This is a genomic window from Microbacterium sp. Root180 (assembly GCF_001428485.1).
Taxonomy (GTDB): domain Bacteria; phylum Actinomycetota; class Actinomycetes; order Actinomycetales; family Microbacteriaceae; genus Microbacterium.
The window spans coordinates 930,922-953,281 of the sequence record NZ_LMHS01000003.1 but is presented as its reverse complement, the minus strand read 5'-3'; the positions used below and the strand labels follow the sequence as shown (position 1 = coordinate 953,281).

21 protein-coding genes are annotated in these 22,360 nt (G+C 70.0%); 10 read left to right on the top strand and 11 right to left on the bottom strand.

Annotated elements, in window-relative coordinates; genetic code table 11:
* Positions 1 to 22 precede the first annotated feature (22 nt).
* From ASD93_RS11925 to ASD93_RS11910, 4 genes are read right to left on the bottom strand one after another with little or no spacing between them, the layout of a single operon-like run.
* Positions 23 to 553, bottom strand: coding sequence for a ribonuclease H family protein (locus ASD93_RS11925; RefSeq protein WP_056122710.1), 531 nt, complete (start codon positions 551 to 553; stop codon positions 23 to 25).
* Between the two features lie 10 nt (positions 554 to 563).
* Positions 564 to 1,031 (bottom strand): GbsR/MarR family transcriptional regulator, encoded by a 468-nt coding sequence (locus ASD93_RS11920; protein ID WP_056122707.1) that lies wholly within the window; start codon positions 1,029 to 1,031, stop codon positions 564 to 566.
* 8 nt (positions 1,032 to 1,039) lie between these two features.
* Entirely contained in the window at positions 1,040 to 2,659 is a 1,620-nt protein-coding gene (locus ASD93_RS11915; RefSeq protein WP_056122705.1) for an ABC transporter permease, read from the bottom strand.
* Positions 2,656 to 3,579 carry an ABC transporter ATP-binding protein gene (locus ASD93_RS11910; protein ID WP_056122701.1) on the bottom strand — a complete coding sequence of 308 codons (924 nt, stop codon included), beginning with the start codon at positions 3,577 to 3,579 and terminating at the stop codon, positions 2,656 to 2,658. Before ASD93_RS11910 ends, ASD93_RS11915 begins: the two co-directional genes overlap by 4 nt.
* A gap of 173 nt (positions 3,580 to 3,752) precedes the next feature.
* Here ASD93_RS11910 and ASD93_RS11905 point away from each other — a divergent pair, with 173 nt between their 5' ends.
* From ASD93_RS11905 to pulA, 6 genes are all read left to right on the top strand, one after another.
* Complete coding sequence (locus ASD93_RS11905) at positions 3,753 to 4,379, top strand: GntR family transcriptional regulator (RefSeq protein ID WP_056122698.1); 627 nt, start codon at positions 3,753 to 3,755, stop codon at positions 4,377 to 4,379.
* 7 nt (positions 4,380 to 4,386) lie between these two features.
* Positions 4,387 to 5,913, top strand: coding sequence for an MmgE/PrpD family protein (locus tag ASD93_RS11900; protein WP_056122695.1), 1,527 nt, complete (start codon positions 4,387 to 4,389; stop codon positions 5,911 to 5,913).
* Positions 5,913 to 6,812 (top strand): methylisocitrate lyase, encoded by a 900-nt coding sequence (gene prpB, locus ASD93_RS11895; RefSeq protein ID WP_056122692.1) that lies wholly within the window; start codon positions 5,913 to 5,915, stop codon positions 6,810 to 6,812. The genes ASD93_RS11900 and prpB overlap by 1 nt, the downstream gene beginning before the upstream one ends.
* A 12-nt stretch (positions 6,813 to 6,824) precedes the next feature.
* Positions 6,825 to 8,015: a bifunctional 2-methylcitrate synthase/citrate synthase gene (locus ASD93_RS11890; RefSeq protein WP_056122688.1), complete on the top strand. Its 1,191-nt coding sequence runs from the start codon at positions 6,825 to 6,827 to the stop codon at positions 8,013 to 8,015.
* Positions 8,012 to 8,467, top strand: coding sequence for a hotdog fold thioesterase (locus ASD93_RS11885; RefSeq protein ID WP_082569305.1), 456 nt, complete (start codon positions 8,012 to 8,014; stop codon positions 8,465 to 8,467). The genes ASD93_RS11890 and ASD93_RS11885 overlap by 4 nt, the downstream gene beginning before the upstream one ends.
* Before the next feature lie 310 nt (positions 8,468 to 8,777).
* Positions 8,778 to 14,585, top strand: coding sequence for a pullulanase-type alpha-1,6-glucosidase (pulA, locus tag ASD93_RS11880; protein WP_056122686.1), 5,808 nt, complete (start codon positions 8,778 to 8,780; stop codon positions 14,583 to 14,585).
* A 60-nt stretch (positions 14,586 to 14,645) separates the two neighbouring features.
* Here the strand turns inward: pulA and ASD93_RS11875 are convergent, their stop codons facing one another.
* A complete protein-coding gene (locus tag ASD93_RS11875; RefSeq protein WP_056122683.1) occupies positions 14,646 to 14,984 on the bottom strand; it encodes a hypothetical protein in 339 nt (112 codons plus the stop codon).
* A gap of 97 nt (positions 14,985 to 15,081) precedes the next feature.
* Between ASD93_RS11875 and ASD93_RS11870 the strand changes: the two genes are divergently transcribed.
* On the top strand, positions 15,082 to 15,558 hold the full coding sequence (locus tag ASD93_RS11870) for a MarR family transcriptional regulator (protein WP_235566947.1): 477 nt from the start codon (positions 15,082 to 15,084) through the stop codon (positions 15,556 to 15,558).
* Between the two features lie 15 nt (positions 15,559 to 15,573).
* Here ASD93_RS11870 and ASD93_RS11865 read toward each other — a convergent pair whose 3' ends face one another.
* Positions 15,574 to 15,918, bottom strand: a complete 345-nt coding sequence (locus tag ASD93_RS11865) for a hypothetical protein (RefSeq protein ID WP_056122680.1) — start codon at positions 15,916 to 15,918, stop codon at positions 15,574 to 15,576.
* Between the two features lie 160 nt (positions 15,919 to 16,078).
* On the opposite strand from ASD93_RS11865, the gene ASD93_RS11860 reads away from it, so the two are divergent.
* The 3 genes from ASD93_RS11860 to mmsB all read left to right on the top strand — a co-directional run bounded on the left by ASD93_RS11860 (position 16,079) and on the right by mmsB (position 18,456).
* Positions 16,079 to 16,258, top strand: coding sequence for a hypothetical protein (locus tag ASD93_RS11860; RefSeq protein WP_056122677.1), 180 nt, complete (start codon positions 16,079 to 16,081; stop codon positions 16,256 to 16,258).
* A 127-nt stretch (positions 16,259 to 16,385) separates the two neighbouring features.
* Positions 16,386 to 17,549 (top strand): acyl-CoA dehydrogenase family protein, encoded by a 1,164-nt coding sequence (locus ASD93_RS11855; protein ID WP_056122675.1) that lies wholly within the window; start codon positions 16,386 to 16,388, stop codon positions 17,547 to 17,549.
* Between the two features lies 1 nt (position 17,550).
* Positions 17,551 to 18,456 carry a 3-hydroxyisobutyrate dehydrogenase gene (gene mmsB, locus ASD93_RS11850; protein WP_056122672.1) on the top strand — a complete coding sequence of 302 codons (906 nt, stop codon included), beginning with the start codon at positions 17,551 to 17,553 and terminating at the stop codon, positions 18,454 to 18,456.
* Position 18,457: 1 nt separating this feature from the next.
* On the opposite strand, the gene ASD93_RS11845 is transcribed toward mmsB, so the two are convergent.
* Genes ASD93_RS11845 through ASD93_RS11825 form a run of 5 tightly spaced genes read right to left on the bottom strand, consistent with a single transcriptional unit; the run spans position 18,458 to position 22,201 of the window.
* Positions 18,458 to 19,354 (bottom strand): hypothetical protein, encoded by an 897-nt coding sequence (locus tag ASD93_RS11845; protein ID WP_056122669.1) that lies wholly within the window; start codon positions 19,352 to 19,354, stop codon positions 18,458 to 18,460.
* Positions 19,351 to 19,911: a hypothetical protein gene (locus ASD93_RS11840; protein ID WP_056122665.1), complete on the bottom strand. Its 561-nt coding sequence runs from the start codon at positions 19,909 to 19,911 to the stop codon at positions 19,351 to 19,353. Before ASD93_RS11840 ends, ASD93_RS11845 begins: the two co-directional genes overlap by 4 nt.
* Positions 19,890 to 20,486 (bottom strand): hypothetical protein, encoded by a 597-nt coding sequence (locus tag ASD93_RS11835; protein ID WP_056122662.1) that lies wholly within the window; start codon positions 20,484 to 20,486, stop codon positions 19,890 to 19,892. The genes ASD93_RS11840 and ASD93_RS11835 overlap by 22 nt, the downstream gene beginning before the upstream one ends.
* A gap of 10 nt (positions 20,487 to 20,496) precedes the next feature.
* A complete protein-coding gene (locus ASD93_RS11830) occupies positions 20,497 to 21,861 on the bottom strand; it encodes a hypothetical protein (protein WP_056122660.1) in 1,365 nt (454 codons plus the stop codon).
* 13 nt (positions 21,862 to 21,874) lie between these two features.
* Positions 21,875 to 22,201, bottom strand: a complete 327-nt coding sequence (locus ASD93_RS11825) for a hypothetical protein (RefSeq protein WP_056122657.1) — start codon at positions 22,199 to 22,201, stop codon at positions 21,875 to 21,877.
* Positions 22,202 to 22,360: the final 159 nt, after the last annotated feature.

Sequence of the window (22,360 nt, the reverse complement as noted above, 5' to 3'; positions counted from 1 at the left end):
GAGAACGGGCGGGCGCCGAGCCTCAGCGGCCGTTCTTCGGGGCGGCCGAGACGTCGATCGGGTCGTGCGAGCCGAGGGACGACCACGCGCTCTCGACGCCCTTGGCGGCGTGCTCCGATGCCCGCACGGCCCGCTCGTCCGCCCACGCGTTGAGCACGTGGCCGGAGTGGCCGCGCACGTGCTCGAGCACCACGTCGGGGAGCCCTGCCGCGCGCCGCGCGTCGCGGGCGGAGATGAGCTGCTCGAGGATGTCCACGTTCTTCGTCGGAGCGCCGGTCGAGGTCTTCCAGCCGCGGCGGCGGTGCCCGTCCATCCACTTCGTGTACGTGTCGATGGCGTACTTCGAGTCCGCCTGCACCACGAGGTGCTCGACGCCGGGGTGGTCCTCGATGGCCTTGAGCAGCCCCAGCAGCTCGCCGATGTTGTTGGTGCCGACGGGAACGGATCCTGCGGCCCAGTGCCCGTCCTCGCCGACCCATGCCCAGCCGGCCGGTCCGGGGTTGCCCTTGCAGGCGCCGTCGGTGGCCACGGTGTAGTGGGAGGCGTCAGTCACTCGGGCAAGGCTACCCGCGGTCCGTCTCGCGCTGCGCACGCCACTCGTCGGCCAGGCGCGGCATCCGCTCCGCGAGGTAGCGCAGGAAGTCGGCGACGTCGTGGGCGCGAGCCGCCGACAGCGGCGCGTCGGCGTTGTCGTCGGCGATGTCGTCCATCGCGGCGGCCAGGGCCGCGTACATCGGAGCGTTCGCGGTGATCATCCCCGACCACGCGTCGTCGACGAGGTCGTAGCGGTCGCGGCGCTCGCCGGGGCGCGACACCCGCTGGATCAGGCGCATCGAGACGAGGTACCGCACCGCTCCCGACACCGCCGCGGGCGAGACCCCGAGGCGTTCGGCGAGCTCGGCGGCGGTGTAGCCCTCGTCGGGCGAGCCGACGAGGGCCATCATCACGCGGGCCGGCATGCGCGCCATGCCCGCCGCGGTCAGCAGCGCGGCCGCCTGCTCGGCGGCTCCGGTCCCGGGGTGCTCCGCCATGGCCGCCCCTAGCCCGCCGCCGTCAGCTCGCGCCGGCGCATGAGGGCGAGGGATGCCGCGGCCCCGACCCCTGCGGCCAGGACCAGCCACCACAGGCCCCGCAGGTCCACGTCGTTCCCATCGATCGTCGGCGTGACGGCGATGGGGGAGAGGTGCACGAGCCATTCGGGGAATCCGAACAGCGGCCCGAACAGCCCCAGCACCATCGCCACCAGCACGAGCGTCCAGCCGAGCGGGATCGTGAGGCGCGGCACGAGCACGAAGGCGAGCGCGGTCACGACGAGGAAGACGGATGCCGCGGCCACCTGCCCCGCGCCGGTGACGAGCACCGTGGTCATGAGGTCCCACTCGCCGTCCTGCCCGGCGATGCCGATCGCCGCCCCGCCGATCGCCGCGGCGATCACGAGCACGATCCCGACCAGCGCCACGACGAGATAATCGCCCAGCCAGCGCACGCGGCCGACCGGGGCGGCCAGGAGCGGCTCGGCGGTGCCGTGGGCCTCCTCCTGCCGCGCGCGGCACACGATCTGCACGGCGCAGCAGGCGGCGAGCACGCCGAGCATCGTGAAGAACGTCGTCACGGTGCCCTGCTCGATGCTCCCTTCGCCGGAGATCTGCCGCAGGATCTCCTCGACTGCGGGGTTCTGCGCGCCGACCTCCTGCACGATCGAGGCGAGCGAGGTCGACAGCATGCCGGTGAGCAGCCCGCCCACCGCCCAGCCCAGCACGGCCCCGCGCGTCAGGCGCCACACGAGCGCGATCGGCGTCGAAAGGGCGGCGGATGCCGCGCCCCGGCCGAGGCGCTCGGCGACGAAGCTGCCGCCGAGGTCGCGCACCGACGAGAGTGCGATCGACGTCGCGGCGAGGGCGATGCCGACCCCGAGGCACAGGAATGCCGGCCACCACAGGTTCTCATCGAAGGCACGCGTGTTCTCGCCCCACCCGAACGGCGAGAGCCACGCGAGCCATGAGCTCTCCATGCTCGTGAGGTCGTCCGACGGCGTGCCGATCGCGTTGCCGATGCCGGCGAGGACGAAGGTCGCCATGACCGTCCACACCGCCACGCTGTTCGCTCCGCGCGAGGTGCGCATGAGCTGAGCCGCGAAGAGCCCCACGCCGAGGAACACCACGCCGACGGCGCCCGCCGCGGCGCCCGCCAGCAGCGAGCCTTCGGCGTCGAGCCCGACCGCGAGGAACGCCCCGGCGGTCAGCGCGGCGAGCAGCAGGTTCGCGAGCACCCCGTGCACCGCCGTCGCGACGATCGGCAGGCTGCGCGCGGCAGGCGTGGCGGCGACGAGCTCCGCGCGGCCGGCTTCCTCGTCACCGCGGGTGTGCCGTACGGCGAGGAACGTGCTCATGAACGCGGCGAGGATCGCGAGCCACGGGAAGATCAGGAACACCATGAACGCGCCCTCGTCCGCCCCGGACGGCAGGCCGCGGAACAGCAGGATCACGGGGTTCGCCAATGCGGCCGCGAGGAGCGAGGTGCGGTCCTGCTCGCTGCCGTACGTGCCGGCCACGCCGACGTAGGACGAGTACGCCAGCAGCGCTGTCCCCACCGTCCACAGCACCACCTGCAGCCAGTCCCGGCGCAGCCGCTGGCCGAGCAGGGCGAGGAAGCGGCTCATCGCCCGTTCCCCTCCATCGCGGCGAGGTCGTCGCCGTAGTGGCGCAGGAAGAGCTCCTCGAGCGAGGGCGGCGCGATGCGCAGGCCCGCGACGTTCCGCCGGGACAGCTCGGGCAGGATGCCGGCCACCGCGTCGCTGTCGACGGTGAACCGCACGCGGCCGTCCTCGGCCACCGCGTCGTGGGCCCCTTCGATCCCCGCCGCGGTCGCGGCATTCGTCCCCTCGAACGAGATCTCCGTGCGCGTGAGGTGCCGCAGTTCCGCCAGCGTGCCCGTCTCGACGACGCGCCCCGCCCGGATGATCGACACCCGGTCGCAGAGCTGCTCGACCTCGGAGAGGATGTGGCTCGAGAGCAGCACGGTCGCCCCCGCCGCGCGCACCCGCGCGATCTCGCGCCGGAACATGACCTCCATGAGCGGGTCGAGCCCGCTCGTGGGCTCGTCGAGGATGTACAGGTCGGCGGGGACCGAGAGCGCGGCGATGAGCGCGACCTTCTGGCGGTTGCCTTTCGAATAGGCGCGGCCCTTCTTGCGCGGATCGAACTGGAAGGCCTCCGACAGGCGCTCCTTCTCGGCCCGGTAGGCGTCGCCGTGGCGGGCCGCCCCGCGCAGACGCGCCAGGAGGTCGATCGCCTCGCCTCCCGAGAGATTCGGCCACACGCTCACGTCGCCCGGCACGTACGCGATGCGCCGGTGCAGGGCGACGGCGTCGCGCCACGGGTCGCCGCCGAAGACGGATGCCGCGCCCCCGGTCTTGCGCGCGAGGCCCAGCAGCACGCGGATCGCAGTGGACTTCCCCGCCCCGTTCGGACCGAGGAATCCGTGGATCTGTCCCTCCTCGACCTCGAGGTCGAGTCCGTCCAGAGCGTGGACGCGCCCGTAGTGCTTGGTGAGGCCGTGGGTGCGGATGACGGTGGTCATGCTCCGGACCCTACGCCGATTTCACAAATTCCTGAAGAATCCGAACGGAATCCTTACGGTGGCGGCTCATCTCCGCGCCTTATGTATACGAATAGAAGCCAGGACCCTCCTGAAGTGCCGCAAAGGACAGTTTGTGTATACAATGGCGACGGTCCGGAACGAGGAGGTGCGACGTGCGAGCAAGCGACCGCGCCTACGCGACCCTCCTCGACGAGATCCAGGACGGCGCACTGCCGCCGGGCGCCGTGCTCGGCGAGGTCGAGCAGGCCACACGCCTCGGCGTGAGCCGCACACCACTGCGCGAAGCCCTCGGCCGGCTCGCCGCCGACGGTCTCGTCGCCCAGCAGTCGCCCCGCGTGACCGTGGTCACCCCGATCGACGCCGACGACATCCGGGAGATCTTCGAGGTGCGCCGCGCGCTCGAGGAGTCCGCTGCGCGCCTCGCCGCGGAGCGGGGGGATGCTGCGGCCTTCGCCGAGCTGGAGCGCGAGTTCGCGACGGCCGACCTCATCGGATCCGACGGCCTCGACGCGTACTACGGCCTCATCGCCCGGTTCGACCGCGAGCTGGACGGCTCCGTCGCCAACGACTACCTCACGGCTGCACTGCGCACCGTCCGCACCCACCTCGTCCGCGTGCGCCGGCTCGCGCGCGACAACCCCGACAGGCTCGCGGCATCCGTCGCCGAGCACCGCCTCATCGCGTCTGCCATCGCCGCGCGCGACGCCGACCTGGCGGCGCACGCCACGCATGTGCACCTCCACAACGCGCTCTCGAACATCCTCGAATCACTGAGATAGGACGATCATGACCGTCACCCACCACCTCCGTGTCCACCGCAGCGACGAGAACCTCGCGCGCGAGGGCCAGCTCGCCTGGCACATCGCCGAGGTCGCCGCCGATCCGGTCGCGGTCGAGCCGGACGTCGTCGACATGATCATCAACCGCGTCATCGACAACGCGGCGGTGGCCGCGGCATCCCTCACCCGTGCGCCCGTGAGCGCCGCTCGCCAGCAGGCCCTCGACCACGCCGTCTCGGTCGGCGGTGCGGGCGCCACCGTGTTCGGCTGCGCCCTCGACCGCCGCACGTCGCCGGAGTGGGCGGCGTGGGCGAACGGCGTGGCGGTGCGCGAGCTCGACTACCACGACACGTTCCTGGCGGCGGACTACTCGCACCCGGGCGACAACATCCCGCCGATCCTCGCGGTCGCGCAGCACGTCGGATCCGACGGCGCCGCCCTCGTTCGCGGGCTGGCGACCGGCTACGAGATCCAGATCGACCTGGTGCGCGCGATCTGCCTGCACAAGCACAAGATCGACCACGTCGCCCACCTCGGCCCTTCGGCGGCCGCGGGCATCGGGACGCTCCTCGGCCTCGATGTCGAGACGATCTACCAGGCCGTCGGCCAGGCGCTGCACACCACCACCGCGACCCGCCAGTCCCGCAAGGGCGAGATCTCGACCTGGAAGGCGCACGCCCCCGCGTTCGCCGGGAAGATGGCGGTCGAGGCGGTGGACCGCGCGATGCGTGGCGAGACCTCGCCCAGTCCCATCTACGAGGGTGAGGACGGCGTGATCGCCTGGATGCTCGACGGACCGGATGCCGCGTACGACGTGCCGCTGCCCGCCGCGGGCGAGGCCAAGCGCGGCATCCTCGACTCCTACACGAAGGAGCATTCGGCCGAGTATCAGGCGCAGGCGTGGATCGACCTCGCCCGCAAGCTCCACGGCGAGCACCCCGAGCTCATCGACCCGGCGAACGTGGAGTCGATCGTGCTGCACACCTCGCACCACACGCACTACGTGATCGGCTCGGGCGCGAACGACCCGCAGAAGTACGACCCGACCGCGTCGCGGGAGACGCTCGATCACTCGATCCCGTACATCTTCGCCGTCGCGCTGCAGGACGGCGGCTGGCATCACGTCGAGTCGTACACGCCCGAGCGCGCGCGCCGCGAGGACACCGTCGCGCTGTGGCACAAGATCACGACCGCCGAGGACGCGGAGTGGACGCGCCGCTATCACTCGGAGGACCCGAACGAGAAGGCCTTCGGCGGCCGTGTGGTCATCCAGCTGGCGAACGGCGAGACCGTCGAAGACGAGATCGCCGTCGCCGACGCCCACCCGCTCGGGGCCCGGCCGTTCGCCCGCGAGGACTACGTGCGCAAGTTCCGCCTGCTGGCGGGGCCCGTGCTCTCGGAGGACGAGATCGAGCGCTTCCTCGGGCTCGCCGAACGCCTCCCGGAGCTGTCGGCCGAAGAGGTGCAGCAGCTCACGATCGCGGCGGAATTCGGCGTCCTCGCCGCGGCCCCCGCCCCGAAGGGCCTGTTCTGATGCTGTACTCGACCGTGCCCGCCCACGAGAAGCGCCGGGCGTTCCGCGAACGGCTCGCCTCGGGCGAGCTGCTGCGGTTCCCGGGCGCCTTCAATCCGCTGAGCGCCCGGCTCATCGAGCGCAAGGGCTTCGAGGGCGTCTACATCTCCGGGGCGGTGCTGTCGGCCGACCTCGGCCTTCCCGACATCGGCCTGACCACCCTCAGCGAGGTCGCCGCCCGCGGGCAGCAGATCGCCCGCATGACCGACCTCCCCGCCATCATCGACGCCGACACCGGCTTCGGCGAGCCGATGAACGTCGCACGCACGATCCAGACCCTCGAGGACGCGGGCCTTGCCGGCACGCACATCGAGGACCAGATCAACCCCAAGCGGTGCGGCCACCTCGACGGCAAGTCCGTCGTCGACGAGGACACCGCGATCAAGCGCATCCGCGCCGCCGCCGACGCCCGCCGCGACCCGAACTTCCTCATCATGGCGCGCACCGACATCCGCGCCGTCGAGGGAATGGATGCCGCGATCGACCGTGCGAAGGCGCTGGTGGATGCCGGGGCCGACGCCATCTTCCCCGAGGCCATGCGCACGCTCGAGGAGTTCGCCGCGATCCGCGCGGCCGTCGACGTGCCGATCCTCGCGAACATGACCGAGTTCGGGAAGTCGGAGCTCTTCAGCGTCGACCAGCTGCAGAGCGTGGGTGTCAACATCGTGATCTGGCCGGTCTCGCTGCTGCGGATCGCGATGGGGGCGGCATCCCGGGCCCTCGACACCCTGATCGAGGACGGCCACCTCACGTCGAAGCTCGGCGAGATGCAGCATCGCGCCGATCTCTACGATCTGATCGACTACGAGCAGTACAACCACTTCGACCAGAACGTCTTCAACTTCCAGATCCAGCGCTGACCGCGAAGGAGCATGAACATGACCGACATCAAGAAGGGTCTCGCCGGGGTCGTCGTGGACTACACGGCGGTCTCGAAGGTCAACCCCGAGACCAACTCCCTCCTCTACCGGGGTTATCCGGTGCAGGAGCTGGCTGCGACGCAGCCGTTCGAGGCCGTGGCGTACCTGCTGTGGCACGGCGAGCTGCCCACCGATGTGCAGCTCCAGCACCTGCGCGCGACCGAGCGCGCCTATCGCTCGCTTCCCGCCGACGTGCGCGCCGCGATCGACCTCGTGCCGGTCGACGCCCACCCCATGGACGAGGTGCGCACGGCGGTCAGCCTGATCGGCGCCCGTGATCTCGCGGGCTCCGGCTCGGTGCTCGACGCCAGCGGCAGCGCCGAGGAGAACCTGGCGCGCAGCATCCGACTGTTCGCCGTCCTGCCGGCGATCGTCGCCTACGGCCAGCGCCGCCGTCGCGGGCAGCAGCCGATCGCGCCGCGCGACGACCTCGACTACTCGGCCAACTTCCTGTGGATGACCTTCGGCGAGGAGGCCGACGACGTGGTCGTCGACGCCTTCAACCGCTCGATGGTCCTGTACGCCGAGCACTCCTTCAACGCGTCGACCTTCACGGCCCGGGTCATCACCTCGACGCTCAGCGACCTGTACTCGGCCGTCGTCGGGGCGATCGGCGCCCTCAAGGGTCCGCTTCACGGCGGCGCCAACGAGGCGGTGCTGCACATCTTCGACGAGATCGGCACGGCCGAGAACGTCGGCCCGTGGCTCGACGAGGCGCTCGCGCAGAAGCGCAAGATCATGGGCTTCGGCCATCGTGTCTACAAGCGCGGCGATTCGCGTGTGCCGACGATGAGGGCGGCGCTCGACACCCTCGTCGAGCACTACGACCGGCCCGACGTCGCCGCGCTGTACGACGCCCTCGAGTCGCAGTTCGTCGAGCGCAAGGGCATCTACCCGAACCTCGACTACCCGTCCGGTCCCGCGTACAACCTCATCGGCTTCGACACCCTCACCTTCACGCCGCTGTTCGTCGCGGCGCGTGTCACCGGATGGACCGCGCACATCATGGAGCAGCTCTCCTCCAATGCGCTCATCCGCCCGTTGTCGGAGTACAACGGCCCCGACGAGCGGCACATCGAGGGCTACGTGCCCGACGCGGCCGTCGTCGAGGCTGCCGAGCGCGCGGAGGAGGCCGCGGAGTGAGCCTCTGGTTCGGGGACGTCGCCGCGATCGACCTCGCGACGATGGCGTCGGGCACGCTCATCGAGAATCTCGGCATCGAGATCGTCGAACTGCGCGACGACGCCCTGGTCGGGCGGATGCCGGTCGACGCGAGGACCGTCCAGCCGGCGGGGGTGCTCCACGGCGGTGCCTCGGTGGCGCTCGCCGAGACCCTCGCCTCATGGGCGGGATACCTCGCGGTGGACCGCGAGAGATTCCACGTCGTCGGCCAGGAGATCAACGCGAACCACATCCGGCCGATGTTCTCGGGCTGGGTGACGGGTACCGCGACGCCCGCGGCGATCGGCCGCCGGTCGCACGTGTGGGAGATCCGCCTCACGGACGACGCCGGCAAGCTCGTCTGCATCTCCCGGTGCACCCTCGCCGTGATCGAGCAGCGCTCGACGTACGCGACGGCCGAGGAGCGCGGCTGACGCCCATCGCCCGCCCCGCCTGCCAGCATCCGTTTGTGCGGGCGTATGGGCGGCCGAGCGGTGTGAATTTCGTGCATTCGCCCGCACAAACGGAACGAGGGGACGGCGCGGGGCGGCGCGGGGCGGCGCGGCACCCACTGCAAGCGGTTGCGGCAGCGGGAACGGAAAGCGGATGCCTCCGCGCGCCGTCCCGCGAAGATGAGCGCTTTCTCACGATGTAAGCGCTTGCAGATTCGGCGTCACCCTTGCTAGCGTCAGCGGCACACTGCATCCCGGCACGTCGTCGTGCCATTCCTCCCCAGGAGTCCCCTTGTCGAAGTCGACAACAGCACGTGTCCGCCGTTCCGCCGCCCTCCTCACCGCGGCGGCCGTCGTCCTCACCGGGGGTGTGATCGCCGTCGCCCCCGCTTCCGCAGCGGAGCGCACGGTCGCCCTCGTCGGCAGTCTGCAGAGCGAACTGGGGTGCCCCGGGGACTGGCAGCCGGACTGCAACGCCACCGATCTCGCCCAGACGGGCACGGCCGGCGTCTACGCGGCTGAGTTCGACGTGCCGGCCGGCTCGTACGAGTACAAGGTCGCCCTCGACGATGCCTGGACCGAGTCTTATGGCCTGAACGGCGGCGGCGACAACATCCCGCTGACGATCGCCGGTCCGGCGACGCTCCGCTTCGTGTTCGACGACAACACCAAGCGCGTCGGGCTCGAGCCGGTCGCGCTCGACGGCGACTACACCGCGGCCGACGACGCCCTCGTGGCCGACCCGGTCCGTCAGGCCGGCAGCGACGAGCAGTTCTACTTCGTCATGACCGACCGCTTCGCCAACGGCGACCCGTCCAACGACACCGCGGGCATCGCCGGCGACCGCATGGCGAACGGCTTCGACCCGACCGACAAGGGGTTCTACCAGGGCGGCGACCTCGCGGGCCTGCGCGACAAGCTCGACTACATCGAGGGTCTGGGCACGACCGCGATCTGGCTGACCCCGAGCTTCAAGAACCGTCCGGTCCAGGGTGCGGGAGCGGACGCCAGCGCCGGCTACCACGGCTACTGGATCACCGACTTCACCCAGATCGACCCGCACCTCGGCACGAACGCCGAGCTCGAGGCGCTCATCGCCGACGCGCACGACCGCGACATCAAGGTGTACTTCGACATCATCACGAACCACACGGCCGACGTGATCTCCTACGCGGAGGGCGCGCAGACCTACATCACGAAGGAGGCCGAACCGTACCGCGACGCGAGCGGCACGGCCTTCGACCCGGCGACCTTCGCCGGCACCGACTCCTTCCCCGCCCTCGATCCCGCGACGAGCTTCCCGTACACGCCGGTGATCGCCGACGCCGACCAGGACGTCAAGGTGCCGGCGTGGCTGAACGACCCGACGCTGTACCACAACCGGGGCGACTCGACCTGGGCCGGCGAGTCGGTGACCTTCGGCGACTTCGTGGGTCTCGACGACCTCATGACGGAGCATCCGACCGTCGTCGACGGCTTCGTCGACGTCTACCAGGACTGGGTGGACCTGGGGATCGACGGCTTCCGCATCGACACCGCCAAGCACGTGAACTTCGAGTTCTGGGAGAAGTGGTCGACCGAGGTGCTCGACTACGCCCACGCCCAGGGCAAGGACGAGTTCTTCATGTTCGGCGAGGTGTACGACGCCGATCCGGCGAAGCTCTCGCCGTACGTTCGAAACTCCGACATGAACTCGGTGCTCGACTTCACCTTCCAGAGCGCAGCCACCGCGTACGCCAAGGGCACGGGGGCCGGCGGCAAGCCGAGCGGCCTGCGCACGCTGTTCGCCGGTGACGACATGTACACGACGCCCGACTCGTCGGCCACCGCGCTGCCGACCTTCCTCGGCAACCACGACATGGGCCGCGTCGGGTACTTCCTCGCCGGCGCCGACGCGCAGCAGCGCGACGAGCTCGCCCACGAGCTCATGTACCTCACGCGCGGTCAGCCGGTCGTCTACTACGGCGACGAGCAGGGCTTCGCGGGCAGTGGCGGCGACAAGGATGCCCGCCAGAGCCTCTTCGCCACTCAGACCGCGGAGTACGCGAACCAGCCGCTCGTCACGGGCGGGCAGCTCGGCCAGGCCGACCGGTACGACACCGACGCCCCGCTCTACGAGCACATCGCGGGGCTCGCCGAGCTGCGCGCGAGTCACCCCGCCCTGGCGACCGGCGCGCAGATCGAGCGCTTCGTGGAGGATGCCGCGGCCGGCGTCTACGCGTTCAGCCGCGTCGACCGCGTCGACCAGGTCGAGTACCTCGTCGCGACGAACAATGCGACCTCCGCCCGCACGGTCTCGATCCCGACTCTGACGAGCGGCGCGTCGTTCGCCCCGCTGTACGGCGGCGGCCAGGCCTTCACGACCGACTCCGCCGGCATCGGATCGGTGACCGTCCCCGCGCTGTCGGCGGTCGTGTTCACCGCCGACAAGAAGGTCACCGCGCCCGCACAGGCCGGCGACCTCGCCGTCACCGTCCCCGAGGCTGGAGCGGGCGTCACCGGCGTCGCGCCCGTGGATGCCGACGTCGCCGACGGCGTGTGGTCCGAGACGAGCTTCGCGTGGCGCGTGGTCGGCGACGACGAGTGGCACGCCCTGGGCACCGCCGAGGACACCACGCCCCGCGTCTTCCACGACACGGCCGGCCTCGCGGCGGGCACGCTCGTCGAGTACCGGGCGGTGTCCACGGATGCCGCAGGCAACCGCTCCGCCGGCTCGACCTACGCGTCGGTGGGCAACCGCGTGAGCACGACGATTCCCGAAGAGCCGGAGGAGCCCGAGGAGCCGGCGGAGCCCGAGCCCCAGGACCCCACCGAGTACGAGTTCGTCAGCGTAACGGGCAGCTTCAACAGCGAGGTCGGATGCCCCGCCGACTGGCAGCCCGGCTGCGCGGACGTGCAGATGGAGCTCGTGAACGGCACCATCTGGCGCCTCCACGTCGACGACCTCCCCGCCGGCGACTACGCCTACAAGATCGCGGTCGAGAAGTCGTGGGACGAGAACTACGGCGCAGGCGGCTCCCCGGGCGGGTCCGACATCGTGCTGAACCACGACGGCGGCGAGATCACGTTCTACTTCGACCCCCGCACGAAGAACATCTGGTCCACCGCCGACGGCGACGAGATCACGCTCCCCGGCTCGCTGCAGAGCGAGCTCGGCTGCCCGGGGGACTGGCAGCCCGAGTGCCTCGCGACGATGATGTTCGACCAGAACGGCGACGGCGTGTTCCAGTACACGACCGATGACCTGCCCACCGGCTCGTACGACGTCAAGGTCGCCCACGACCTGTCGTGGGATGAGAACTACGGCGCAGGCGGCGTCTCGAACGGCCCGAACATCAGCTTCAGCGCCAGCCTGGGCAAGGTCGTCACCTTCCGGTACAACATCGAGACTCATGTGCTGACGGTCACGGCGAGCGACCCGCCCGTCGCGGGGACGGGCGAGCTCCGTGCGCACTGGATCGACGCCGAGACGATCGCGTGGCCGGCCGACCTCGGCTCTGCGGCCGCGGACGCGACGTGGCAGCTGCACGCGTCGGACGAGGCATCCCTCGCGCAGGCGAACGGAGAGATCACCGGCGGCGACGCGTACGACCTGACGCGCATCGACGGCGGGCTCACCGCGGCGCAGAAGGAGCGCTTCCCCGCGCTTGCCGGCTTCACCGCGCTGCGCGTAGAGGATGCGGATGCCGCCACCCTGCTGAAGGGTCAGCTCATGGTGTCGCAGCGCGATGCCGCGGGTGCGCTGCGGGCCTACACCGGCGTTCAGCTGCCGGGCGTGCTCGACGACCTGTACGCAGACGCGGTCGCCGACGCCGAACTCGGCGTGACCTTCTCGAAGAAGAAGCCGACGTTCCGTCTGTGGGCGCCGACCGCGCAGTCGGCGACGCTCCTCACCTGGGAGGCGGGCGCCGGGGGAGACCCGCAGCGTCACGAGGCGATGTGGGACGAGGCATCCGGAATCTGGACGGTGAAGGGTGCGAAGTCCCTGACGGGCGACGAGTACCTGTGGGAGGTCGTCGTGTACGCACCGTCCACGGGTGAGATCGAGAAGAACCTCGTGACCGACCCGTACTCGGTCGCCCTGACGACCAACTCGCAGCGCTCCGTCGCGATCGACCTCGACGACAAGGCTTGGAAGCCGAAGCAGTGGGAGAAGACGAAGGCCCCCGTCGTGAAGCGATCCGTCGACCGGGCGATCTACGAACTGCACGTGCGCGACTTCTCGATCACCGACGAGAGCGTCCCGGCCGACGAGCGCGGCACCTACCGCGCGTTCACGCGCAAGAGCGACGGCACGAAGCAGCTGCGCCAGCTCGTGGACGCGGGCATCAACACCGTGCACCTGCTCCCCACATTCGACATCGCGTCGATCGAGGAGGACCGTTCGGCGCAGGCGGTGCCGGACTGCGACCTCGAGTCGTACGGCCCCGCAGGCACCGAGCAGCAGGCGTGCATCGAGGCGGTCGCCGACGAGGACGGCTTCAACTGGGGCTACGACCCGTACCACTACTCGGCACCCGAGGGCTCGTACGCGGTCGACCCGGAAGGCGGCGCCCGGGTGCACGAGTTCCGTGAGATGGTCGGCGCCCTGCACGGGCTCGGGCTGCAGGTCGTGCTCGACGAGGTGTACAACCACACCGCCCAGTCGGGTCAGGGCGACAAGTCCGTGCTCGACCAGGTCGTGCCCGGGTACTACCACCGCCTCAATCTCGCGGGCAACGTCGAGACCTCCACGTGCTGCCAGAACGTGGCGACCGAGCACGAGGTCGCGCAGAAGCTCATGGTCGACTCGGTCGTGCTGTGGGCGAGCGAGTACAAGGTCGACGGCTTCCGCTTCGATCTCATGGGGCATCACTCGAAGCAGAACATGCTCGAGATCCGCGCTGCGCTCGACAAGCTCACCCTCAAGAACGACGGCGTGAACGGCAAGGCGATCTATCTGTACGGCGAGGGCTGGAACTTCGGCGAGGTCGCGAACAACGCCCTCTTCGAGCAGGCCACGCAGGGGCAGCTCGGCGGCACGGGCATCGGCACGTTCAGCGACCGGCTGCGCGACGCCGTCCACGGCGGCAGCCCCGTCGACGGCTCGTCGATCTTCTACCAGGGCTACGGAACCGGCCTGTTCACCGACCCGAACGGGCGGCCGGACGTGCCGGGCGATGCGGCCGGCGACCTCGCTCGCAAGACCGACCTGGTCAAGCTCGGTCTCGCCGGAAATCTGCGGGACTTCACGATGACGGCCGCCGACGGCACGGTGAAGGCCGGCGACGAGTTCGACTACAACGGCTCACCGGCCGGCTACGCCGACCAGCCCGATGAGGTGATCACGTACGTCGATGCGCACGACAACGAGACGCTGTTCGACCACCAGATCTTCAAGCTGCCGGTCGACACCTCGATGTCTGACCGGGTCCGCATGAACACGCTGTCGCTCGCGACGACGACGTTCTCGCAGACTCCATCGTTCTGGCACGCGGGCACCGAGCTGCTGCGCTCCAAGTCCCTGGATCGCAACAGCTACAACTCGGGTGACTGGTTCAACCGCATCGACTGGACCGGAAAGGAGTCGACCTTCGGGTCGGGCCTGCCGCGGGAATCCGACAACGCCGAGAAGTGGTCGTTCATGAAGCCGCTCCTCGAGAACCCGGCGCTCAAGCCCGGCGCTTCCGACATCGCGAAGGCCGAGGCATCCGCTCTCGATCTGCTCCGCGTGCGCGAAGAGGTGGGCCTCCTGCAGCTCGGGTCGGCGAAGCTGATCCAGCAGAAGGTCACCTTCCCGAACAGTGGACCGGCTGCGTCGCCCGGCGTCATCGTGATGCTCATCGACGACCGCGTCGGCGCGGACGTCGACCCGGCTCTGGCGGGGGCGCTGGTGGTGTTCAACGCCTCACCCGCGGCCACGACGCAGAAGGTGTCGACGCTTGCCGGACGCACCTTCGCGCTCACGCCCGCGCAGTCCCGGGGCTCTGACGCCGTGGTGAAGAAGACGACCTGGGATGCCGCGACCGGCACGGTGACGGTGCCCGCACGTTCGGTGGCGGTCCTGGTTCAGAAGCAGGACCGCACGGGCCCGAAGCACCCCTGCTTCCCGATGCGCTGAGCGGATGAATGAGGAAGGGGCCGCGGCATACGCCGCGGCCGCTTCTTTTGGTCCTGCCTGTCAGGCGACGGTCGCGAGACTCGCGATTCCGCGTTCGGCGGGGAGGTCATCGAAGTCGACGGTCAGTCCGCTGGAGGAGGAGGCGCGGTGCGCCATGTCCTGCAGGGCCCCGGCGTCGAGCTGTTCTGCCTCGGCGGACTCGAACACGAAGCGCAGCGGGATGGACTCCTGCAGCCAGAGCGAAGAGCGGCCTGCGGCGTCGCCGTCGTGGTGGCGCCACGTGAGCGTGAAGCTCTCGGCGCGACGCAGCTTGGTCGTGATCACGACCTTGAGGTGGGCGAGCAGGCGATCGGGGATGTCGATCGGCTCTGCGGTGTCGCCGTAGTAGAGCTGTCCCATACGTCCCTCCTTCATGGTTTCGTCGGTACCCTCACTGTACCGGTAGTTCACTAAGTTAGATAAATAATCTAATCATTCACTCATCTAAATATCGGGTATGCTGTCCCTGTTCGTGCCCGACAAGAAGGGGGTCCGCATGCGCACCGGCCCTTCCCGCGTCCGCGCCGCCCTGCAGGTCTACGTCCAGGCGCGCACCGATGCACTGACCGTCGCACGCCGCGAGCTCGGTCTGGGCGAAGGCGATGCCAAGGCCCTTCTGCACATCGCCGGGAATCCCGGCATCCGCCCGACGCAGCTTCGCGAGCACCTCGGGATCACCTCCGCGGGCATCACCGCGCTCATCGATCGGCTCGTCGATCGCGGGATGGTCCGGCGTGATGTCGACCCCGACGATCGCCGGGTGAACCGCATCTCGGTCACGGTCGACCTCGACGAGGAGCCGTGGTCGCAGCTGTCGCGGTTCGACAACGACTTCGACCTCGGCGTCGACGAGATCGACGAACGGGAGTCCGACACCTTCACGGCGCTGCTGGAATCGCTCACGTCGGCGACGGTCGAGCGCGGCCGGCTCTGAGGGCCGAGCCCGGACTCAGACCGTGTCGCGGTCGAGATACGCTGCGGACTTCGCCTGCAGAAATGCGCACAGCGCCGAGACCACCGAAAGCTCCGCAGCGAGGTTCAGCAGCTCGACCGAGTCGAGCACGACCGGCTGCTCGCGCGCCTCCATCGTGACGACCCATTTCGGGGAGTACGGCGCCTCCGGCTGGACATAGGTCACCGTCTCCGCGTTGGCCAGCCGCACGCCGACGAGACCGGTGTCGTCGCCGTCGCCGCCGTCCTGCTGCATGACCTTGATCGTCCCCGCGATCGTGTACCCGAGCGAGCGGAACTCCTCGAGCCAGAGCTCGAGCGTCTGCTGACTGCGAAACGGCATGGGGTCCCTCCCTCCCGGCCACCGGCGGCCCCTCCTCGCAAACCTAAGGCCAGGCAGGCGCGGTGCCTAGCCCGCTCACGGCCTCACCGCCCGTTAGCCGCTCAACCTGTGGTGCGCAACCGCCCTGCGCACGGGATCGATCGCGCGTAGCGTGCACCGCATGGCCTTTCTCCTGCGCGGGGGTCCACGGGATCGACAGCTCGTCGACGACCTCCCGCGCGGCTATCGCGCGACGGGCCCCGTCGCCCCCGATCCGTCGGAGCCGCTCTGGGATATCCCGGTCGAGGTCGCCGATTGGGTGGGCGCAGGTTCTGCGGGCACTTCGCTCCGCGCGCTGTGAGGGAATGTTCCGAACCCCTCGCAGATACATGGAAGTCCATGTAAAATCAGCATCGTGCTGAAGACGGCACGGTGACTTTCATCGGGATGCCTCACGAGGGCGTCGCGATGAAGCTGAAGGAGCGACGATGTCCATGACGATCACCACCCCGGTCCCGGTTCTGTCCGATGACGAGCGCGCCGCGATCCTCGAGGCCGTGCGCGACTTCGCGCAGACCGAGCTCGCACCGCACGCGCTCGAATGGGATGAGGCCAAGACCTTCCCCGCCGACACGCTCCATCGGGCCGGTGAGCTCGGCCTCGGCGGCATCTACGTGCGCGAGGACGTCGGGGGCACGGGTCTCTCCCGCTCCGACGCCGTGGCGATCTTCGAGGAGCTCGCCGCCGGCGACCCCTCGATCGCGGCCTACGTCTCGATCCACAACATGGTGGCGTGGATGATCGACACCTACGGCAGCGACGTGCAGCGCCGGGAGTGGCTGCCCGTCCTGGCGTCGATGCAGGGCTTCGGCAGCTACTGCCTCACCGAGCCCGGCGCGGGCTCCGACGCCGCGGCGATCACCACCTCCGCGATCCGCGACGGCGACGACTACGTGCTGACGGGCGTCAAGCAGTTCATCTCCGGCGCGGGCTCGGCATCCGTCTACATCGTCATGGCGCGCACGGGCGAGCCTGGCGCACGCGGAGTCACCGCCTTCCTGGTGCCCGCCGAGACGGCCGGGCTGTCCTTCGGCGCGAACGAGAAGAAGATGGGCTGGAACGCGCAGCCCACGCGCCAGGTCATCCTCGACGAGGTGCGCGTTCCCGCGACGAGCATGCTCGGCAGCGAGGGTCAGGGCTTCAAGATCGCGATGTCGGCCCTCGACGGCGGCCGCATCAACATCGCCGCGTGCTCGCTCGGCGGTGCCCAGTGGGCCCTCGACCGCGCGGTGCGCTACGTGCAGGAGCGCTTCACCTTCGGCGAGGCGCTGGCCGAGAAGCAGGCGGTCGTCTTCACACTGGCAGACATGGCGACCGAGCTGCGCGCCGCGCGCGCCCTCGTGCGGGATGCCGCCGGCGCGCTCGACGCGAAGGCCCCCGATGCGTCGATGCAGTGCGCGATGGCCAAGCGCTTCGCGACCGACGCGGGCTTCCGGGTCGCGAACGAGGCCCTCCAGCTGCACGGCGGGTACGGCTACCTGCACGAGTACGGCATCGAGAAGGTGGTGCGCGATCTTCGCGTACACCAGATCCTCGAGGGCACCAACGAGATCATGCGCGTCATCATCGGCCGCCAGCTGCTGGGAGCTTGACATGCGCATCGCCTTCCTCGGACTCGGGCACATGGGTCTCCCGATGGCTCGCAACCTCGCCGCCGCCGGCCACGAGCTCGTCGGGTTCGACGTCTTCTCGGGAGCGACGGATGCCGCGGCCGCTGCCGGTCTGCCCGTCCAGCGCTCCGGCGCCGCGGCCGTCCGCGCGGCGTCGGCCGACGTCGTGATCACGATGTTCCAGTCCGGCAGGCAGGTCCTCGACGCGTACCGCGGAGTCGACGGGGGAGAGGGGCTGCTCGCGGCGGCCGCGCCCGGCACGCTGTTCATCGACTCCTCGACGATCGCCGTCGACGAGGCGCGTGCGGCGCACGCGCTCGCCGAGGAGGCGGGGCACCGATCACTCGATGCTCCTGTCTCGGGCGGGGTCGTCGGCGCCGAGAACGCGACGCTCGCCTTCATGGTCGGCGGCTCCGACGACGACTTCGAGGCCGCGCGCCCGATCCTCGAGGCGATGGGCCGCCGCATCGTGCACTGCGGCGGGGCCGGCCTCGGACAGGCGGCCAAGGTCTGCAACAACATGATCCTCGCCGTGTCGCAGATCGCCGTCGCCGAGGCCTTCGTGCTCGGCGAGCGGCTGGGCCTCTCGCATCAGGCTCTCTTCGACGTCGCCTCGAACGCGTCGGGCCAGTGCTGGGCGCTCACGACGAACTGCCCGGTCCCGGGGCCGGTGCCCACGAGTCCCGCGAACCGCGACTACCAGCCGGGCTTCGCCGGCGCGCTCATGAACAAGGACCTCGGGCTCGCAGAGCACGCGATCGTCTCGACCGGCGTCGAGGCCCGCATGGGGATGCTCGCACGCGAGATCTACCGGGCGTACGCGGACGGCGACGGGGCTGGCCAGGACTTCTCGGGGATCATCAACACGATCCGCGACGACAGCGCCTGAGTCACACCTCGACGACGTAGCGCGCGGCGATCCAATCCGTAGACGTCAGCCGCTTCACCGTCTGGGCGGGGAGCACGCGGCGCGCGGCCACCTCGGACACCGCGGCCGAGTATGCGTCAGCGATGGCCTCCCGGGCTTCGGGTGCGGCGGATTCCATCACCTCGGCCGCTTCGTCGCGGGCGTCGTCGGACGCACTCATCGCCTCGTTGCGCTGACGCCCGCGCGTCGTGCCTTTCGGGCGGTGGATCCAGCGGCCGCCGGCCGCGCTCGCCTTGGCCAGACGCCGCGCTGAGATCGCCAGCAGGAGGGTGACGATCACGCCGAGGGCCGACACCCCCGCGGCGATGATCGCGGTGGGGAACACGTCGTCGGTGAAGAGGCGGACGATCATGCCGATGAGGCAGAGCGCCGCGAAGATCGCACTCGTCCCCAGTGCCGTTTCGCGCGTCACCGCTCGGGAGTCCTCGTACTCCGCGAGGAGGGCCTCGCGTTCGCGGCGGACGAAGCCGGCGCCGACGGCGAAGAGCACGAAGGCGATCGCGTAGCTCACGATGACTGTCGGGGCGACGACGGGCAGGCTGTTGAGGTCCGTCCCGCCCGTGAGGCGGCCCATTCCGAGGGCCGATCCCATGGCCCAGGCGACGGCGAGAAAGCCGGCAGCGTCCGGCCAGGGCGTCACGAGTCGGGGCCCGCGGCGGGGCTCTTCGGTGCCGGACTCCCATGCGGCGACGCGGGCTGCGAAGCGGCGGTCGACCGCCCCCAGCCGATCCCGGACGCCGGAGTCGAGGTGTGCGATCAGCGGGGCCTGCAGGCCGCGGGCGACGGCCCGGGGAGCATCGTCGCTGGTGAGGCCGAGGGCCTGCGCGGCCGTCACAGCGCGGGATCGCAGATCGGTCACTCGTCCTCCAGCCGCACCGACGTGATCAGCCGGTCGGCGTAGGGCTGCATGACCGTGGCGTAGGGGATGGTGTCGGCGAAGGCCGTGGCGACCAGCAGGGAGTCGCCGCGGCGGAAGGCGTAGTTGAACCGACCGCCCTGCACGTCTTCGCGAGAGGATCCGGTCACGACGGCGGCGCGGCGTCCGGATCCCCAGTACTCGTCGTGGATCGACTCGACGTTGGGGAGCAGGACCGCGGCGGGGTCGTCCATGACCGCCGCATCGAGCTCGGTGTCGGCATCCTGGAGCACTTGGACGCCAAGGAATCCGATGGCCGGGGCCAGGGAGACCGGGCAGAACACGAGCAGATGACCGGTGAGCTCGGTGCGCATACGCAGAGCCGTCTCGCCCACGCGGCGAAGCGCGCCCTCGAGCGCCGGCGTCAGGTCGCCGAGGCCGGCCCGGTAGTGGTCCACGACGGCCTCGGGCCATCCGTCGCCGCTGTCGGCGGGCACGGGAAGCCACGCGCCGGCGTCGTAGTCGAGGTGATAGGCGATCATGCCGCTCGGGACTCCCACGTGAAGGTGCTGATGAGCAGGTCGCTGAGGTGGACGAGCCCCTCCACGACAGGCCGCACGTCGATGTCGACCCCGGTCGGCACCGGGATCGTCGTCGTGAACTGCAGTGCCCGGCGCCGCTCGGTGCCCGGCACGGGGATCAGGTAGTCGATGACGTGGGCCGAGGCTCCCTCGACCTCCTTGCGCTGGGCCACATCGGCCTCCCAGCGCAGGATCGAGCGGTCGTCGGTGAGGAACTCCGCCCCCTTGTCGCGGAACAGCTGAGCCACCTGCCGGTCGAGGGTGCCACCCAGCTGACCTTCCACGACGGAGGCCACGATCGACATCGGAAGGGGGGTCTCGACGGCGGAGGTCTGCAGGTAGAGCGCGAAAGCCTTCGCCTGCAGCATCTTCCGGTACGCGACCTCGAGCAGGGTGCGCATCTCGGCGTCGAGCTCGGGGCGATGCTGCTCTCGGAACACCGCCGACGTCCGCCGGATCAGTTCGTCGACTCCCGCTCGGTCGGCGGGCAGCTGCTCCCAGCCGTCGGGGAGGAGAAGCCGATAGTCGGGGACAGGTCTGGTGAGCTCGGCCATCACCATCAGGCTAGCGCGCCAGCTGCTCGCGCCAGGTGTCGATGTCGGCCGGCAGCTCGAACGGCTGCTCGAACGCGCCGCTGACCAGCTCCACCGTGTCCCGGCCGAACGACAGTCCCTTCGCGCCGAAATCCCCCAGGTTCGCCAGGCGCTGTGGGAGGTCGATGACCTCGTTGCCGCGCGCGACGATGTCCGAGGCATCCGACACCGCGTTGACCACGGACTGGTGGTGGGCCGAGAGGCCCGCGAACTCGTCGGCGATGTTCACCGTCCAGGCGCCGCCGCCGCGGTTGATGTTGGCCCACAGCGTGCTCCGCCCGATGTCGCCCCAGCGCAGACCCGAGAAGGTGTCCGCGATGCGCGAGGCGAGACCGGCACGGGCGACATTGCCGAGGCCGTGTCCGGTCCCCATTGTCTCGACCGCGACGCGGACGCCGCGAAGGCGACGGATGTCGCCGATGGCGTCGCCGATGTCGAAGACCGGGCCGGCCAGGAACTTCAGCGCCTGCATGCGCGAGCCCGCCTTGAAGAGCGAGCCGAGCCGGCCGAAGGGCAGCACGCCGACGATGGCCCACGCGAGGTCGCCCCCGCTCGCGCGACCGGCGTCGTAGAGAAGCAGTGTTCCCAGCAGCACGACGACCGCGAGCGCGACGGCGATGAGGGCGAGAATCGGGCCGCCGATGACGAGAGCGGCGATCGTGACCACCAGTCCGATGACGGTGACCACGTCGACGATGACCTGCACGATGTCGGCGATGTTGTCGGTCCACGAGTCGCTGACGTTGCCCTCGGTGGCGTCCTCGATCGCGTTGAGCGCGGTGTCGTACGCCTCGTCCCACGCGTTCCACTGGTCGTCGAAGTCGTCGAGCAGGCCGTCGAAGTGGATCTTGGCGTTCCCGGCGGCGATCCCCGCCTCGCGCGCCTGCCAGCGGTCGGTCTCGTGCGTCCCCTGCGCGGTGGAGTCGGTGGGGTCGTAGTCGGAGGAGTCCTCCGCCGTCTCCTGCGCGTCCTGCGCCGCCGACATCTTGGCCTCGAGCTGGCGCTTGGCCTGCTCGATCTCGAGGACGAGCGGACGGAGCTTGCTCTGCACCCCGTCGAGGGCGTGACCGTAGGTCGTCATCGCCGTGCCGGTGGGCTTGTAGCGCTCCCCGGCGAGTGCGAGCTCCTCGTGAGCGTCGCCGACCTCGTCACGGATGCGCTCGATCGAGCGGCCGCGTTCCTCGCCCGCCCCATCGGCGATCGCGCGGAGCACGCCGGCGGCGCCGATCATCTGCCGGCCGAGGCGCGAGATCTCCCGGCCCCGGTCGATGATGCCCTGCGCATCGCCCTCGATCACGTGGACGCGGTGCTGCCTGTTGGTGTGGATCGTCGTCATCGGTCGTTCCTGCTCAGCGCACGGGGAGGTTGTCGGCGTCGGACTCGCGCAGCGAGAGGTCGCGGGAGAGTTCGAGATCGAACTCCTGCCACCCTTCGCAGGTCGACTCGACCGCCGCCTGGATGTTGGACAGCTTCTGGAGGAGCTGCTTGCGCCGATCGTTCCAGCCGCCCTCGAACTCGTGCGTGCGCTTGTGCAGCCCGCCCCGGCCGTCCGGCCGGCCGATGAGGTCCTGGAGGTCGTCTGTGCGCTCCTCCGCATCCTCGAACTCGACGATGATCTGCTTGAGCGACCCGTTCAGCCGGTTCAAGTGGTCGACCTTGATGTAGACGTCGGCCATGGCCGTCCCCTTCTACAGGACGGTGGGAAGAGGACGTCCGTCCCCCTCCCACCGCTCTTCGTCAGTTGCCGGCGAGTGCCTGGTCGGTGTCCTTGATCGCCTGCTGCATCTTGCGCAGCGACTCGCCCATGTCGGAGATGCCCTCGATGGCCTTCTCCA

Bases quoted from the DNA above. Each gene is read 5' to 3' on its own strand.
- ASD93_RS11920 (WP_056122707.1), bottom strand. From the start codon at position 1,031: ATGGCGGAGCACCCCGGGACCGGAGCCGCCGAGCAGGCGGCCGCGCTG.
- ASD93_RS11915 (WP_056122705.1), bottom strand. From the start codon at position 2,659: ATGAGCCGCTTCCTCGCCCTGCTCGGCCAGCGGCTGCGCCGGGACTGG.
- ASD93_RS11910 (WP_056122701.1), bottom strand. From the start codon at position 3,579: ATGACCACCGTCATCCGCACCCACGGCCTCACCAAGCACTACGGGCGC.
- ASD93_RS11900 (WP_056122695.1), top strand. From the start codon at position 4,387: ATGACCGTCACCCACCACCTCCGTGTCCACCGCAGCGACGAGAACCTC.
- prpB (WP_056122692.1), top strand. From the start codon at position 5,913: ATGCTGTACTCGACCGTGCCCGCCCACGAGAAGCGCCGGGCGTTCCGC.
- ASD93_RS11890 (WP_056122688.1), top strand. From the start codon at position 6,825: ATGAACATGACCGACATCAAGAAGGGTCTCGCCGGGGTCGTCGTGGAC.
- ASD93_RS11875 (WP_056122683.1), bottom strand. From the start codon at position 14,984: ATGGGACAGCTCTACTACGGCGACACCGCAGAGCCGATCGACATCCCC.
- ASD93_RS11870 (WP_235566947.1), top strand. From the start codon at position 15,082: ATGCTGTCCCTGTTCGTGCCCGACAAGAAGGGGGTCCGCATGCGCACC.
- ASD93_RS11865 (WP_056122680.1), bottom strand. From the start codon at position 15,918: ATGCCGTTTCGCAGTCAGCAGACGCTCGAGCTCTGGCTCGAGGAGTTC.
- ASD93_RS11860 (WP_056122677.1), top strand. From the start codon at position 16,079: ATGGCCTTTCTCCTGCGCGGGGGTCCACGGGATCGACAGCTCGTCGAC.
- ASD93_RS11855 (WP_056122675.1), top strand. From the start codon at position 16,386: ATGTCCATGACGATCACCACCCCGGTCCCGGTTCTGTCCGATGACGAG.
- mmsB (WP_056122672.1), top strand. From the start codon at position 17,551: ATGCGCATCGCCTTCCTCGGACTCGGGCACATGGGTCTCCCGATGGCT.
- ASD93_RS11835 (WP_056122662.1), bottom strand. From the start codon at position 20,486: ATGGCCGAGCTCACCAGACCTGTCCCCGACTATCGGCTTCTCCTCCCC.
- ASD93_RS11830 (WP_056122660.1), bottom strand. From the start codon at position 21,861: ATGACGACGATCCACACCAACAGGCAGCACCGCGTCCACGTGATCGAG.
- ASD93_RS11825 (WP_056122657.1), bottom strand. From the start codon at position 22,201: ATGGCCGACGTCTACATCAAGGTCGACCACTTGAACCGGCTGAACGGG.